This is a genomic window from Bacillus sp. SN1 (genome assembly GCF_002796895.1).
GTDB lineage: Bacteria > Bacillota > Bacilli > Bacillales > Bacillaceae > Bacillus > Bacillus inaquosorum.
Genome location: NZ_PHIE01000001.1, coordinates 1476694 through 1491739, shown reverse-complemented (window position 1 = coordinate 1491739; position 15046 = coordinate 1476694). Strand labels below are relative to the sequence as shown.

General features: G+C 46.9%; 12 protein-coding genes and 1 pseudogene. 8 read left to right on the top strand and 5 right to left on the bottom strand.

What is annotated here, in order from left to right; all coding sequences use genetic code 11:
* Positions 1-26 precede the first annotated feature (26 nt).
* Together CVV77_RS07570 and wprA are read left to right on the top strand one after the other, a co-directional pair.
* Positions 27-383: a YisL family protein gene (locus CVV77_RS07570; protein WP_003239401.1), complete on the top strand. Its 357-nt coding sequence runs from the start codon at positions 27-29 to the stop codon at positions 381-383.
* A 165-nt stretch (positions 384-548) separates the two neighbouring features.
* Positions 549-3233 (top strand): cell wall-associated protease WprA, encoded by a 2685-nt coding sequence (gene wprA, locus CVV77_RS07565; RefSeq protein WP_100275022.1) that lies wholly within the window; start codon positions 549-551, stop codon positions 3231-3233.
* A 32-nt stretch (positions 3234-3265) separates the two neighbouring features.
* On the opposite strand, the gene CVV77_RS07560 is transcribed toward wprA, so the two are convergent.
* A complete protein-coding gene (locus CVV77_RS07560; RefSeq protein ID WP_100275021.1) occupies positions 3266-3823 on the bottom strand; it encodes a DUF2777 domain-containing protein in 558 nt (185 codons plus the stop codon).
* 169 nt (positions 3824-3992) lie between these two features.
* Between CVV77_RS07560 and asnB the strand changes: the two genes are divergently transcribed.
* Positions 3993-5837 carry an asparagine synthase (glutamine-hydrolyzing) gene (gene asnB, locus CVV77_RS07555; RefSeq protein ID WP_060398334.1) on the top strand — a complete coding sequence of 615 codons (1845 nt, stop codon included), beginning with the start codon at positions 3993-3995 and terminating at the stop codon, positions 5835-5837.
* A gap of 81 nt (positions 5838-5918) precedes the next feature.
* Positions 5919-6748 (top strand): annotated as a pseudogene (locus CVV77_RS07550) (phytoene/squalene synthase family protein).
* Positions 6749-6777: 29 nt separating this feature from the next.
* Here the strand turns inward: CVV77_RS07550 and CVV77_RS07545 are convergent.
* A complete protein-coding gene (locus CVV77_RS07545; protein ID WP_088111177.1) occupies positions 6778-8145 on the bottom strand; it encodes an MATE family efflux transporter in 1368 nt (455 codons plus the stop codon).
* Between the two features lie 123 nt (positions 8146-8268).
* Between CVV77_RS07545 and CVV77_RS07540 the strand changes: the two genes are divergently transcribed.
* The 3 genes from CVV77_RS07540 (at position 8269) to iolX (ending at position 11399) form a co-directional block, all read left to right on the top strand.
* Positions 8269-9132 (top strand): AraC family transcriptional regulator, encoded by an 864-nt coding sequence (locus CVV77_RS07540; protein WP_100275019.1) that lies wholly within the window; start codon positions 8269-8271, stop codon positions 9130-9132.
* 17 nt (positions 9133-9149) lie between these two features.
* The gene (gene degA / locus CVV77_RS07535; RefSeq protein WP_100275018.1) at positions 9150-10163 is read left to right on the top strand and encodes a transcriptional regulator DegA; all 1014 of its coding nucleotides are present in this window, start codon (positions 9150-9152) and stop codon (positions 10161-10163) included.
* Positions 10164-10370: 207 nt separating this feature from the next.
* Entirely contained in the window at positions 10371-11399 is a 1029-nt protein-coding gene (gene iolX, locus CVV77_RS07530; RefSeq protein ID WP_100275017.1) for a scyllo-inositol 2-dehydrogenase, read from the top strand.
* A 62-nt stretch (positions 11400-11461) separates the two neighbouring features.
* Here iolX and CVV77_RS07525 read toward each other — a convergent pair whose 3' ends face one another.
* Positions 11462-11971, bottom strand: coding sequence for a DinB family protein (locus tag CVV77_RS07525; protein WP_019258012.1), 510 nt, complete (start codon positions 11969-11971; stop codon positions 11462-11464).
* A gap of 49 nt (positions 11972-12020) precedes the next feature.
* Positions 12021-12632 (bottom strand): LysE family transporter, encoded by a 612-nt coding sequence (locus tag CVV77_RS07520; RefSeq protein ID WP_019258013.1) that lies wholly within the window; start codon positions 12630-12632, stop codon positions 12021-12023.
* A gap of 117 nt (positions 12633-12749) precedes the next feature.
* Between CVV77_RS07520 and CVV77_RS07515 the strand changes: the two genes are divergently transcribed.
* Positions 12750-14201, top strand: coding sequence for an aminotransferase-like domain-containing protein (locus CVV77_RS07515; RefSeq protein ID WP_100275016.1), 1452 nt, complete (start codon positions 12750-12752; stop codon positions 14199-14201).
* 7 nt (positions 14202-14208) lie between these two features.
* Here CVV77_RS07515 and CVV77_RS07510 read toward each other — a convergent pair whose 3' ends face one another.
* Positions 14209-14847: a pentapeptide repeat-containing protein gene (locus tag CVV77_RS07510; RefSeq protein ID WP_100275015.1), complete on the bottom strand. Its 639-nt coding sequence runs from the start codon at positions 14845-14847 to the stop codon at positions 14209-14211.
* Between the last annotated feature and the right edge of the window lie 199 nt (positions 14848-15046).

Below are 15046 nucleotides of genomic sequence, written 5' to 3'. Positions count from 1 at the left end.
TAATTTATCTGATAGGGGGAACATATATGACACACCTACATATTACAACATGGGTGGTAGCGCTGATTCTGCTTTTCGTCAGCTACTCGCTGTATTCGTCACAAAGTGCGAAGGGCGCAAAAATCACTCATATGATTCTGCGGTTATTCTATATCCTTATTATTTTGACAGGAGCTGAGCTGTTTGTCCGTTTCGCCAACTGGAACGGAGAATACGCCGGAAAAATGATTCTTGGCATTATCACCATCGGCCTGATGGAAATGCTCCTCATCCGCAAGAAAAAAGACAAATCAACCGGAGGCTTATGGATCGGCTTCGTCATTGTACTTGTGCTGACAGTGCTGCTCGGCCTGCATTTGCCAATCGGTTTTCGATTGTTTTAATAGAAAAACGCAAACCCGGCTCTATGATAGAGTCGGGTTTTTGTATATTTCCCTCCTTATATTCCAAATCATTTAAAATAACCTTAAAATTCCCTGTAAGCGGTATCTCGTCCTATGAAATTATGATACCTTCAAGTAGATTCATTATTTTGCAGGAGGGATATCATGAAACGCAAAAAATTCAGCTCGTTTGTGGCGGCAGTGCTTATTTTTGCACTGATCTTCAGCCTTTTTTCTCCGGGAACCAAAGCGGCAGCGGCCGGTGCGATCGATCAGGCGGCGGCTCTGGAAAACGGCAAAGAACAGACAGGCACCATGAAGGAACCGGAACAGGTGAAATGGTACAAAGTGACTCCGGGAAAAGTGGATATTCAAAATCATTCACATATGGCACTGACCGTAAAGAGTGATTCAGCACTGAATGTATCTGTATATCCAAGTATGGAAAAAGCGCTTAAAGATGAAACGTTTGAGATGTACCGTTCTTACACAGCGGAGGATGGAAAAAGCGAAATCAATTTTCCATACGCGTGGAGCGGCCCTTACTATGTAAAAGTTGAATATCTTGGTGAAGAAGAACCAGAGGACGGCGGAACGGCAGAAGCAGCTGCGGAAGCCAAGTATACGATTGGATATAAAGGCACCAAAAAGCAGCCGTCAGATTTAGAAGAGGAAGAAGCTTGTCCGGTGGAAATGAGTGTCGATCAGAAAAAATCGGGAAAAGGCATCCTGGACAAGCTGAGAGCGATTCGTGATGAGCAGCTGAGCCAAACAGCAGAAGGCAAAGAGCTGACTAGCCTTTACTACAAAGCGGCGCCGTTTATCGTGGCAAAGCTCGCACTCAATAAAACAGCGAGAAATGAAATCTATCAGGATCTTGTGACATTAAAGCCGTTGTTTGATGATGTGTCAGAAAACGGTGTGTCATCTTCATATAAGATTACTGAAAAGGATCAAAAGGCAATCAACCGGCTATACGATAAAGCTTTACAATCAGTCCCGTCTTTCCTTAAAGAGGAGATAAAGAAACAGGCGGAACGATTAAATATCAAGCAGCTGCAAGGCAAAACAGCAGGAGCAGTGTTAACAGAAAACAATATTGCGGCAAAAAGTGAAGTTCAGACAACAAAGGTCATTTTCAAGGTGAAAGACAATAAAAGCCTCTCGTCAGTACATAACGAAATGAAGGGCTTTTCTGCAAGCGCGCAATCGAAAAAAGACATTTCCAATGTGAAAAAGGCAAAGAAACTGTTTGACAATCTCTACTCATTTGAACTGCCGAAAGATGAGAAACAAAACGGCACATATACGGCAAGCGCAAAACGGGTGAAAAGCGCTGCTGCGACATTATCCAAGATGTCTAACGTAGAGTTTGCAGAACCTGTACAGGAATACAAAAGCCTGTCAAAGGATATTCAGTACCCGTACCAATGGCCGCTTAAAAATAATGGTGATAACGGCGGAATTAAAAATGCGGATGTGAAATACGAGCTTGCCAGCACATTGCTGTCTAAACGCAAGCTGAACGATACATTAATTGCGGTAGTAGACACAGGTGTAGACAGCACGCTTGCTGATTTAAAAGGAAAAGTCAGAACCGATCTCGGGCGTAATTTTGTCGGACGGAATAACAACGCAATGGATGACCAGGGGCATGGGACGCACGTCGCCGGCATTATTGCTGCACAAAGCGATAACGGTTATTCAATGACTGGTTTGAACGCCAAAGCGAAAATTATTCCGGTAAAAGTGCTTGATTCCACAGGAGCCGGAGATACTGAACAAATTGCTCTTGGCATCAAATATGCTGCTGACAAAGGAGCAAAGGTGATTAATTTAAGCTTAGGCGGAGGCTACAGCCGCGTGATTGAATTTGCTTTGAAATACGCTGCTGACAAAAATGTCTTAATTGCCGCAGCCAGCGGGAATGACGGAGCCAATTTCTTATCGTATCCTGCTTCATCTAAATATGTGATGTCAGTCGGAGCAACGAACCGCATGGATATGACCGCGGATTTCTCTAACTATGGAAAAGGTCTGGATATCTCTGCTCCAGGGTCTGATATCCCGAGCTTAGTGCCGAACGGGAATGTCACGTACATGAGCGGAACATCCATGGCGACGCCATATGCTGCCGCTGCTGCAGGATTGCTGTTTGCTCAAAACCCTAAGCTGAAAAGAACAGAAGCAGAGGATATTTTGAAAAAGACGGCGGACGATATTTCCTTTGAAAGCGTCGATGGCGAGGAAGAGGAATTGTATGACGATAATGGCGATCCGATTGATATTCCAAAGACGCCTGGAGTAGACTGGCATTCAGGCTACGGGCGGCTGAATGTCATGAAGGCTGTCAGCGCAGCTGATGTACAGCTCAAGGTCAACAAGCTTGAAAGCACACAAACAGCCGTCAGAGGAAGTGCGAAGGAAGGCACGCTGATCGAGGTGATGAACGGCAAGAAAAAACTCGGCAGCGCCAAAGCCGGAAAAGACAGTAAGTTCAAGGTCAATATCCCGACTCAAAAACAAGATCAAGTCTTGTATGTGAAAGCAACAAAAGGCGATGCGAAAACATCGTATAAAGTTGTCGTCGTCAAAGGAAAACCTTCCGGCACACCGAAAGTAAATGCTGTGAAAACGAAAGATACGGCAGTGAAAGGGAAGGCGAACAGCAATGCAATGATCAGAGTGAAAAACAAATCAAAGAAAGTCATTGCTTCTGCCAAAGCTGACGCGAAAGGAACGTTCACGGTGAAAATCAAAAAACAAAAAGCCGGAACGGTGCTTTACGTCACGGCTGCTGATACAGACAAAAAAGAAAGCAAAGATGTAAAAGTTGTTGTTGAAAAGTAATCAAAAAGCGGTGCCTCGCTGCACCGCTTTTTTTATTTGCGCCCCCGCTGGACCGCTGAATACATAATGGATCGCTTTCCATTTGAAGCCGTCCATTCGAATCGGTCTCCCGTCCCTTCGCTGCTGTAGTGATGCTGCACCGCGCATTGGGCGGTGTCATTTGAAAAGTGATAAAAAGAAACACCCTGCTCCTCCGAAATATTCGAAAAAACGCCTTTATTATAAGAAAACACACAATCGAATACCGATAAGCCGAAGCTGTGCAAGTACTGCAAAAATGCGAGAAAGGTTTCGTCATCAAGTGAATCTAAAAGCGCCATGAGCGGCCGCTTGACTGATTTTTCATAGCGGATGCGTTCTCCGCCGGAAAGGGAGATGTTTTCTTCACCGCATGCCAGAATCAATTGATCCTGAAAGCCTGCCTGCTCCCACTTTCCTTTATGCTGTATCCAGATTGGGCTGTGATGGAGACTGTCCGCCAGCAGTATATCGCCTTCCTCGTTTTCGATTAAACAGATGCCGTCTTCGATGAGGATGGTGCCGTACTCCCACTTTCGCTCCTCTGTATATATCAATTGTTTCCGTTTCATACATGCTGTCTCCTTTTTCTTCTTTCCTCTCCTTTCTATCCAATTCAAGCCTGTCCCATACAACTCTTTTATGGACAAATCAACTATCTGCCTAAAGATGCATAAACTTACTAAGGTGCTGAAAGAAACGAAATTGTTACGAAAGAAACGGGATTGGAGCTGATATCACATGTGTGGAATTACGGGTTGGGTCGATTTTAAAAAGCAGCTCGTCCAGGAAAAACAAACGATCAACAGAATGACAGACACTCTTTCCAAACGGGGGCCTGATGATTCTAACGTTTGGGGAGAGCATCATGTTTTATTCGGACATAAAAGGCTTGCGGTCGTTGATATAGAAGGCGGGCGCCAGCCGATGGCATGCACCTTTAAAGGAAATACGTACACCATTATTTATAATGGCGAGCTGTATAACACGGAAGATCTGCGCAAAGAATTGCGGGCGCGGGGCCATCAGTTCGAGCGGACATCAGATACCGAGGTGCTGCTGCACAGCTACATTGAATGGCAGGAAGACTGTGTAGACCATCTCAATGGCATATTCGCTTTTGCTGTGTGGGATGAAAAGCGCGATCTGCTGTTTGCGGCGAGAGACCGTCTCGGTGTGAAGCCGTTTTTTTATACGAAGCAAGGCTCTTCTTTTCTCTTCGGGTCGGAAATCAAAGCGATCCTTGCACACCCTGATATAAAAGCGCGGGTGGACAGAACAGGACTTTCTGAAATTTTCGGGCTTGGGCCGTCCAGAACCCCGGGCACCGGCGTATTTAAAGGCATAAAAGAAGTCCGGCCGGCCCATGCGCTGACGTTTTCTAAAGACGGGCTGAACATTTGGCGTTATTGGAATGTCCAAAGCGAAAAACATACGGATGGCTTTGGTGATACTGTTGCCAATGTCAGATCGTTGTTTCAGGATGCGGTGACGCGGCAGCTTGTGTCGGATGTGCCGGTTTGCACATTCCTATCAGGCGGACTGGACTCAAGCGCCATTACTGCGATCGCGGCAGGCCATTTTGAAAAGGAAGGGAAAGCGCCGCTTCATACTTATTCGATTGATTACGAAGAGAACGATAAATTTTTTCAAGCGAGTGCCTTTCAGCCCAATGATGACGGCCCATGGATTGAAAAAATGACAGAGGCCTTCGGCACGACGCATCACAAATGCGTGATCAGCCAAAAAGATCTCGTCGATCATTTGGAGGAAGCCGTACTGGTCAAAGACTTGCCGGGAATGGCTGATGTTGACTCGTCCTTGCTGTGGTTTTGCCGGGAAATCAAAAAAGATTTTGTCGTCAGCCTGTCGGGAGAGTGTGCGGATGAGATTTTCGGCGGGTATCCGTGGTTCCATATGGCAGACGTTGAATCGGGCTTTCCATGGATGAGGTCGACGGAGGAGCGGATCAAGCTGCTTTCTGATTCGTGGCAGAACAAATTGAATCTCAAAGAATACGTAAATGCCAAATATGAAGAAACTTTGGCAGAAACGCCATTATTAGACGGAGAAACGGGTGTGGACAAAGCAAGAAGACAGCTGTTCTATTTAAATATGCTTTGGTTTATGACGAATCTTTTGGATCGCAAGGACCGGATGAGCATGGGGGCGAGCCTTGAAGTGCGGGTGCCGTTCGCCGATCACCGGCTCGTGGAATATGTCTGGAATATCCCGTGGGAAATGAAAATGCATGACAATCGGGAGAAAGGCATTTTCCGTAAAGCGCTTGAGGGCATTTTGCCTGATGACATTCTGTATCGCAAAAAAAGCCCATATCCGAAAACACACCACCCGGAATATACAAAAGGCGTCAGCGAATGGCTGAAAACGATCAGAAGCCAAAAGGACTCCGTGCTCCATACCCTGCTGGATAGAAAACAATTGGATCAGCTCTTAGAAACGGAAGGCTCCTCCTTCAAGGTTCCATGGTTCGGGCAGCTCATGAAGGGGCCTCAGCTGATCGCCCACCTTGCTCAAATTCATACATGGTTTGAAGCGTATCGCATTGATATTGATGAGGGATAAAGAAAAAGCCGATTCTGCGCAAAGGAATCGGCTTTTTCTTCATATACAATTGCGAGAAAACATAATAGACTTGAAGAAGCAGTGATACATAGGAGTGAAAAGAAATGACAGAGATAAAAGAAGTCTATCAGCAATGCGGCCAGATCGTCAGCGCCCGCGAACCAGCCTGTTACAAAGCATTCTCGTTTCTCCCGCTGAAGCAAAGGCAGGCAGCTTGGACAGTTATGGCGTTTTGCCATACGGCAGCCAATGCGGATGAGAAGGCGTTATCTGCCATTGAAGCTGAGGCTGAGCATGTTTTTTCCGGGACATATAACGGGAATCATGTTTTGTGGAAGGCTTTCAGCCACGCGTATCAGACCTTTACATTGGACAGCGAGCCATTTCGTGAGTTCATTACCGCACAGAAAGCGGAAGATAAACCGTTCGAAAGCCTTGATGAACTGCTCATGCACGCATACCAGACGGGCGGCTCGGCCGGATTGATGCTTCTCCCGACTATGGCGCGCCGGCATCAGGAACAGCTTACACATGCAGCCGGCTCTCTCGGTTTAGCGATTCAGCTGATTCGGCTTCTGAGAGATATCGGCACGGACCAACAGCAAAAAAACCGCATCCCCCGGCAGGTGATGCAGCAATTTGGATATACAGAGGACGACCTTCAAAATGGCGTCGTGAATAAGGCGTTTACCATGACATGGGAGTATATCGCTTTTGAAGCGGAAGCCTATCTTGAGGAGTGCCTGGATGCATTGCCGCTATTTCCGTTATATTCACAAAAAACGGTGAAAGCCGCTCTTCATTTGTACCGGGCTGTTTTAGAAAAAATCCGGGCGGAGCAGTATGATGTATTTCAACATCAATACGCCCTCACAGAGAATGAAGTGAAGCGGATTCTGTCTGACATATAAAAAAACACCCGGCCTTATTGAGCCGGGTGTTACGCCATTCCTTTTTGAATCCAGATACGGGAGCGCCATCTTCTGTACATTAAGATTCCGCGAACCCATTCGTCCGCAATAAAGGAAATCCAAACGCCGGCAAGACCGAAACCGAGGTGGATCCCGAATAGATAAGCAAGCGGGAGGCCGATGCCCCACATCGAAATCATTGCCATGTAAACCGGGAATTTCGCATCCCCCGCGGCACGCAGGGAGTTAATGATAATGACATTAAACGAGCGGCCCGGTTCAAGGATAATTGTCATGGCAATCAAAAGGCTCGCAGTCGCAATAATATCAGGGCTTTGTGTAAAAATGCCGATCAGGTCTTTTGAAAAGATCGTCATCAAAACCGATGTGGCCGCAGCAATTCCGAGTGCCCAATATAAGCTCTTCATGCAGCGCTCATACGCGGCATCAAACTGTTTGCCGCCGATATAGCGGCCGATTAAAATTTGCGTGCCCTGGCTGATTGCAGTGCCGAACAGCAAAATAAACATCGTAATATTTTGCGTATACACTTTTGTTGTCAAAGCCTGCGCACCCATGATGGCGATAAAATAAGTGACAATCATTTGCGAAAGGTTGTATGAAAGCTGTTCTCCCGCAGAAGGGATGCCGATTTTCAGCAGCTTGCGCAAATGCTCTTTATGCATATGAAAGACTTTTTTCAATGACATCTTCAGCTGGATGCGTTTGTTGACAATGACAATCATCGCGATTAATCCGATGACGCGGGCGATAGATGTGGACATGGCCACACCGGCGACGCCGAGAACAGGAAAGCCGAACAGACCGAAAATCACAACAAAGTTTCCGGCAATGTTTAAAATGTTCATGCCGATTGTGACAAACATTGTATCTTTTGTGTAGCCGTAGCTTTTTAAGATCGCGCTGAATGTCATGATTAAAGCCTGAATAAAGGACAGACCTCCGACAACTTGTAAAAAGACCTTCGCATCAGGCATCAGCTCGTTTGATAATCCCATCATATGAAGCAGAGGGACAGCCGCGAAAAAGACGACGGCGCTGATGGCAAGGCTGATGAAGAAGTTGGCGCCGATTGACACATAAGCGACTTCCATGGCTTCTTTCTTTTGCCGTGACCCTAAAAATTGTGAAATGATCACAGTCGTTCCTGTTGCGATAAAGCTGAACATCACGATAATTAAATTCAAAATCTGGTTGCTGACGCCGACCGCTGCCACGCTGTTATCTGAGTATTGGCTGAGCATGAGTGTATCGGCATTACCCATAAACATATATAATGAGACCTCAATAAAGATCGGCCAAGTAAGCGAAAATAATGAGAACGATTTGTCAGCGGGTTTTTTCAAAGCAGTTGATTTGAAGACAGCTTGTTTCATCGTGTCTAACCCCTTTCGTAAATAAAATCAACGTTTTAAAGTGTACCTCCATTTCCTTATAATAAAAAGGGAGAGAAACGATACTTCTTGCAAAAATCCGACTTAATAAGGAGGATGATCAAAATGCCTCGCATCCTGTTTACAGTCCCGCCTTTTCCGGTCTTTATCGCAGCCGGAGAAGGGGTTTTTAAAAGGGGAGAAACCCATGTGAAGCGCGTTTTTTCTGTATTTGATCTGATATACGTCAAGCAGGGAACGCTTTATATAACGGAAAATGAAAAATCGTTCTCTGTTGAAGGCGGCGAGTACATCTTGCTTTCTCCCGGTCTTGAACACTATGGGACGAAGGGCAGTGATGAAGCAACCTCCTATTATTGGCTTCACTTTGATGAACATCGATATGAATTTACGGCAAAGGGAGGGAGCAACTGGTCTGAGCTTCAGCAGGAAAAAGGGAGCTTCGAGACGCCGGCCCGCTACGGCCTGGCTTTGCCGAGAAAAGGCAAGGTGCAGCGCCCGCAGTTTATGGCGCAGCAGTTTGAAAGGCTCATAGATTACTCTGCGGAAAACTCCGATTTGCCGCTTAGAAAGCAAATCTTATTTGAGGAATTGATGCTGCATCTTCAAAAAGAGGCGTTTCAAATTCCGTCTGCGAAAGAACGGGTTGCCTGGGAGGCGGCCCGGTACTTACAGGAGCATTTTAAGGAGAAGACGACAATCAAGGATCTCTCGCTCGCCCTTCACTATAATCAGGATTATGTGAGCCGCTGCATGCAGCAGGTGCTCGGCGTCACACCGGCGCAATACACGAACCGGGTGAGAATGACAGAAGCGAAGCGCCTTTTATCCTCTACAAATGATAAAATGGGCGTCATTGCGGAAACGGTCGGAATGGAAGACCCGACATACTTTTCAAAACTCTTTAAGCAGATAGAAGGCATTTCACCAATTGAATACCGGAAAATTGTCAGCCGGAAAGTTCAATAACCAGACGAGGGATGAACATGAAAACAACAATCTACGATGTGGCAAGGGCGGCGGGGGTCTCGATCACAACTGTGTCGCGTGTCATTAACAATACTGGCAGAATCAGCGGCAAAACGCGGCAGAAGGTGATGAATGTCATGAAGGAAATGGCATACACGCCCAATGTCCACGCCGCGGCGTTAACGGGAAAACGGACGAATATGATCGCTCTCGTGGCGCCTGATATTTCAAATCCGTTTTACGGCGAACTTGCCAAAAGCATTGAGGAAAGAGCGGATGAGCTCGGTTTTCAAATGATGATTTGCAGCACTGATTACGATCCGAAAAAAGAAACGAAATATTTTTCAGTGCTGAAGCAGAAAAAGGTGGACGGGATTATTTTTGCGACAGGAATTGAGAATCATGGCAGCATGTCTGCTTTGGAGGAAATCGCCAGCGAGCAAATTCCGCTTGCCATGATTTCTCAGGATAAGCCGCTGCTCCCGATGGATATTGTCGTGATGGATGACGTTCGTGGCGGGTATGAAGCTGCCAAGCATCTTCTGTCACTCGGCCACACGAACATCGCCTGCATTGTGGGAGACGGGTCAACGACGGGTGAAAAAAACAGAATCAAAGGCTTCCGCCAGGCGATGGAGGAAGCGGGCGTGCCTGTCGATGAATCGCTTATCATCCCGACGCGATTTTCTTTGGAAAGCGGCAAGGAAGAAGCGGGAAAATTGCTGGACAGGAACGCCCCAACGGCTATTTTTGCCTTCAACGACGTATTGGCTTGCGCCGCCATACAAGCTGCGAGAATGAGAGGCATAAAAGTGCCCGATGACCTTTCCATCATCGGTTTTGATAACACGATACTTGCAGAAATGGCTGCCCCGCCCCTGACCACCGTGGCCCAGCCGATTAAAGATATGGGGCGGAGCGTCATCGAACTGCTGGCAGAAGCAATCGAAGGAAAACGAAAGACGAAACAAAAAATAGTGCTGCAGCCTGAGCTTGTGGTCAGACATTCTACAGCACCACTCAAAACATGAGCCCGCAAATGAGCGGGTTCTTTTCATTTTGGCAGTTGAAGCTAAAAAACATATTGCGTGTTAACAAGAGGCGGTGTAAAATGAAATCATCTTTTGAGAAAGCGCTTGCGCAATGTGTTAAAGCGGATTGAACCGCTGTTTTTTAGCTGGTAATAGAAAGCGCTTTCTCGAAGCGATCCTGAAATGAGATAAAGGAGAGGATGGGACGTGGAACATCAAGTAAGATGCGCAGTATTGGGGTTAGGAAGGCTCGGTTATTATCATGCGAAAAATCTCGTCACCAGTGTTCCGGGGGCAAAACTGGTCAGTGTCGGTGACCCGTTGAAAGGGAGAGCGGAGCAGGTGGCCAGAGAATTCGGTATCGAAGAATGGTCAGAGGACCCATACGAGTTGTTAGAAGATCCCAGCATTGACGCTGTCATTATCGTAACGCCGACAAGCACACATGGCGATATGATCATCAAAGCAGCGGAGAACGGTAAGCAAATCTTCGTTGAAAAACCACTGACATTAAGCCTTGAGGAATCAAAAGCAGTTTCTGAAAAAGTGAAAGAGACAGGTGTCATTTGCCAAGTCGGCTTTATGAGGCGGTTCGATCCCGCGTACGCAGATGCCAAACGGCGGATCGACGCTGGGGAAATCGGCAAACCCATCTATTATAAAGGGTTTACGCGCGATCAAGGAGCGCCTCCCGCAGAGTTTATCAAACACAGCGGCGGGATCTTTATTGACTGCTCCATTCATGACTATGATATTGCCCGTTATTTGCTCGGTGCGGAGATCACTTCTGTTTCGGGACACGGCAGGATCTTGAACAACCCGTTTATGGAGCAGTACGGCGATGTGGATCAGGCGCTGACGTATATAGAATTTGACTCCGGCGCAGCGGGAGATGTCGAGGCAAGCAGAACCTCTCCATACGGACATGACATCCGGGCGGAAGTTATCGGGACTGAGGGCAGTATTTTCATAGGGACATTGAGAAATCAACATGTGACCATCCTGTCGGCGAAAGGGAGCAGCTATGATATTATCCCAGACTTTCAAACTCGTTTTCATGAAGCCTACTGCTTAGAGCTGCAGCACTTTGCCGAGTGTGTCCGGAATGGAACAACGCCGATCGTGACAGATGTCGATGCAACGATCAATTTAGAAGTCGGCATTGCCGCGACCAATTCGTATCGAAGCGGCAGGCCTGTACAGCTGGATGTGAGTCGTGCTCATACTAGTTTGTAAACGTTATCATATTGCGTCTGCGACTTCCGCAAATCGTTCTTATCAAAAAAAGCAAGGGCAGTTTAGCCCTTGCTTTCTCTCTTTTCATATAAATAGTACACATAATCAGTAGGTACGCCTGAATGGCCAAGCTGTCTCAGCATTGCAGTCACGTTCCCTCTGTGATAAGTGCCGTGATTGACGACATGCAGGATGATGTCTGCATAGGTTGTTTCCAGTGTCCCGAGTTTCGGATGTTTCATTGAGAAGGTCTGTTCTAAGTCTATCTGTCGGCTGAAGAAATCATGATACTGCGCCTCCAACTTGGAAGCATGCTGTTTAATCGCTGCCATATCACCTTGCGCGGACTCGAATTTGCCTACGCTGTCTATGATCTCTTGGTAGGCAACTTCCGAAAGAACGTTCAGCCAAATGTAGTCAGCCCTGCACATATGAAGCAGCACGTCGCTGACAGAAGGGAATACGCTCTTTACTTCTTGATAAGCAGTTTCCTCCGGCAGTTTTTCGATATGGTTAAATATTCGCTTGTTTGCCCAAGAATGGTAGTCATAAAACTGTTTTGCATCAGTCATTAGCATTGCCTCCTTTTCTAAGACATTCGCTGTTTCAATTGTTTTTCCTTCAATTGCTGAAGAGAGATGCCCCGAAATATCCTGCTGCTGCCCACATCACCACTGCAGAGCATTTGTTTACAATCAGCATAAGCCTGCCGCTCGTATCTATCGTCTGAAACAGTCGGCCCGCTATCGCAAGACTGATAAACCAAAACCAAGATACAGTGACACAAGCAGCCATAAAGAGCCATTTCTCAAGCCCAGAATATTGGAGTGAGCTTGTGCCGATGACACCGATCGTGTCCAGAATAGCGTGTGGGTTTAATAGAGAAACGGCGGCCGCAAACGCAGCTTGTTTTTTAGCTGTGAACGTATTTTTCTCATTTTGATTTGCTTTCGGACGGCTGTTCCATGTCACCCAGCCCATATAGAGGAGAAATAAAAATCCACCGGCCATCATTACCGTTTCAAACACAGGCACCTGCTGCACAATGACAGATACACCAGCAACCGCTGACACAATGAGCAGGGTATCGCAGACAGAAGCGCTGATGACGGCGGGGAGTGCCCGCCAAATATGCCTTTGCCACGCTCCTTGCTGAAAAATAAACACATTCTGCGCTCCCAGCGGCAAAATCAAGCCAAACGCTAGCACAACTCCGTGGATGATTGCATTCATGCTGAAAAAACTCCCTTCACATCTGTTGTTTCAATCTTAAGGGAGATTTTCTATCATGTCTCCGGCCATTTGGTTGGGTTTAGAACCAGCCAAATGTATAATGTGAAAAAAGGGGGCATGACTATGTTGCAATGGCAGCCAAGCCGAGATTCGGATATTCCGCTGCATCGGCAGATTGAACAATACATGAAAGACAAAATTCTTCACGGAGAGTGGGCTGTAGGGACGAAAATCCCTTCACAGAGAACGCTGGCCGACATGTTTCAAGTCAACCGCAGTACAGTGACAGCAGCCATTGATGAACTCACGTCTCAAGGCCTGTTAGAGGGGAGGAGAGGAGGCGGCACGAAGGTTGTAAACAGTACTTGGAGCGTGCTGGCCGCTGAGCCTCCGCTCGATTGGAGCGATTACGTCCGTTCAGGAATTCATCACCCTAATTCTTCTATCATTCAGGATATAAATCAAAATGAACCAAGAGCGGATATCATCAGATTAGGCACAGGAGAGCTTTCACCGGATCTGCTGCCTGCTGATACAATGCGACGGATGTTTCAGCAGATCAATCCGCACGCTCTGTCTTTAGGGTACGAGCAGCCGAAAGGAAACCGTCAGCTGCGGGGGGCGGTGGCGGAGCATTTAAAAGGAAAGCAGATCCACGTGTCACCGTCAGCGATTTTAATTGTGTCCGGCGCGCTTCAGGCGCTTCAGCTCATCTCGATCGGGCTTTTAAAACGAGGCTCTGTCATTTTGACTGAAAAACCGTCCTATCTTCAATCTTTGCATGTGTTTCAATCAGCGGGGATGCGGCTTCGCGGCTTGCCGATGGATGAAGCAGGTATCAAAGCGGGGCTTGTTTCTTCTTATCGAAAACAATACGGAGGACAGCTGCTTTACACGATTCCATCGTTTCATAATCCGACAGGCATTGTCATGTCAGAACAGCGAAGGAAAGAGATCATCAGCCTTTCAAAAAAAGAGCGGCTGCCGATCATTGAGGATGATGCATACGGTGATATATGGTTTGAAGAAAAACCGCCGCAGTCCTTAAAAGCAATGGATCATGAAGGCAATATTCTGTATCTGGGCACTTTTTCAAAAACAGTGAGCCCCGGCCTTCGAATCGGCTGGCTTGTCGGACCGGAGCCGGTCATTGAAAGGCTGGCAGACATTAAAATGCAGACAGACTACGGATCGAGCGGCCTGTCTCAGTGGGCGGCTGCCGAATGGCTGTCACAGGGATATTATGAAGAGCATCTGACATGGATACGCAGGGAGCTAAAACAAAGGAGAGACGCGGCGCTTCATTTTCTTAAGCAGTATGCATGGGACATCGCGACGTGGACAACTCCCGCCGGAGGCTTTTATATTTGCGTGACATTTCATCGAGCCCTGCCTGTCGCCCGTTTCTTCCATGAATTGCTGAAACAGCAGGTGCTGGTGAACCCCGGTTCCATTTATGACAGCGAAGACCGAAACAGCATCAGGCTGTCATATTCCTATGCATCTCTTGCGGATTTGGAAACAGGCATTAAAGCGGCAGCCTGTACAGCCCGCCGCCTGATGTCCTAAGCTTTTGTTATACAATGACAGCTCCCAGCGCCCTGGCGAAAGCAATCGCGTGCTCCGGCGCGATTTTGCAGCCTTTCAATTTGTCGAGGGAGACATGAAGCTGTTCAAAACGGCAGGTGCTGATGTCCATATTTTGAAGGGACGTGCCGGTAAAGCTGGCGCCTTCCAGTTCACACCTGTCAAAGTGTGATTGCTGGAGCGCCATATTGCTGCACTCACTTTGCATAAGGGCACAGTGATCAAATCGAACTTGTTTCATATTTGAGTACGAAAATGAACTGAAATGTCCGTGGCATTCCTCGAATGAAACATTCCGCAGCGTTGATTCCGCCAAATTCATTCCAACCATTTTTGATTGCTTTACTGAAGTCCTGTGAATGACAGCCCCGTTGAAATCGGCGTTCGACAAATCACATTTTTCAAAGATCACATCTGTCAGTTCGATATGCCGGAAAGATACATCGATAAACACAACATTTCTGAATATCGTTTTTTCCACACAAAGTCTTTCAATATCTTCGCCGCAGATTGTACAATCTTCAAACAAATGCATGCTGATCACATCATCCTTCGCCGCGGTTTCGTAAAAATCGGCGATTTGCAGGTTTTCCGGTATGTGCGGTTTTTGAATCACTGTTTTATTCATGTGATGACATCCTTTACTGCCCGAAAACCAGAGGCCTTCGGGATCAATTTAATAGATCGTTATGGAAATTGATACATATAGTAAATCGTGAAGAGCCTTTTCTTGGTACAGCAGCCCGCTTGTTTTGTAAGCATAAATGGAAAGCTTCCTGTACGTCAAGGCGGTTACAGGCCGGGAAAGAAAAGGGAACAGGAGGAAT

Bases quoted from the DNA above. Each gene is read 5' to 3' on its own strand.
- asnB (WP_060398334.1), top strand. From the start codon at position 3,993: ATGTGTGGAATTACGGGTTGGGTCGATTTTAAAAAGCAGCTCGTCCAG.
- CVV77_RS07525 (WP_019258012.1), bottom strand. From the start codon at position 11,971: ATGACTGATGCAAAACAGTTTTATGACTACCATTCTTGGGCAAACAAG.
- CVV77_RS07545 (WP_088111177.1), bottom strand. From the start codon at position 8,145: ATGAAACAAGCTGTCTTCAAATCAACTGCTTTGAAAAAACCCGCTGAC.
- CVV77_RS07520 (WP_019258013.1), bottom strand. From the start codon at position 12,632: ATGAATGCAATCATCCACGGAGTTGTGCTAGCGTTTGGCTTGATTTTG.
- wprA (WP_100275022.1), top strand. From the start codon at position 549: ATGAAACGCAAAAAATTCAGCTCGTTTGTGGCGGCAGTGCTTATTTTT.
- degA (WP_100275018.1), top strand. From the start codon at position 9,150: ATGAAAACAACAATCTACGATGTGGCAAGGGCGGCGGGGGTCTCGATC.
- CVV77_RS07540 (WP_100275019.1), top strand. From the start codon at position 8,269: ATGCCTCGCATCCTGTTTACAGTCCCGCCTTTTCCGGTCTTTATCGCA.
- CVV77_RS07515 (WP_100275016.1), top strand. From the start codon at position 12,750: ATGACTATGTTGCAATGGCAGCCAAGCCGAGATTCGGATATTCCGCTG.
- CVV77_RS07560 (WP_100275021.1), bottom strand. From the start codon at position 3,823: ATGAAACGGAAACAATTGATATATACAGAGGAGCGAAAGTGGGAGTAC.
- CVV77_RS07570 (WP_003239401.1), top strand. From the start codon at position 27: ATGACACACCTACATATTACAACATGGGTGGTAGCGCTGATTCTGCTT.
- CVV77_RS07510 (WP_100275015.1), bottom strand. From the start codon at position 14,847: ATGAATAAAACAGTGATTCAAAAACCGCACATACCGGAAAACCTGCAA.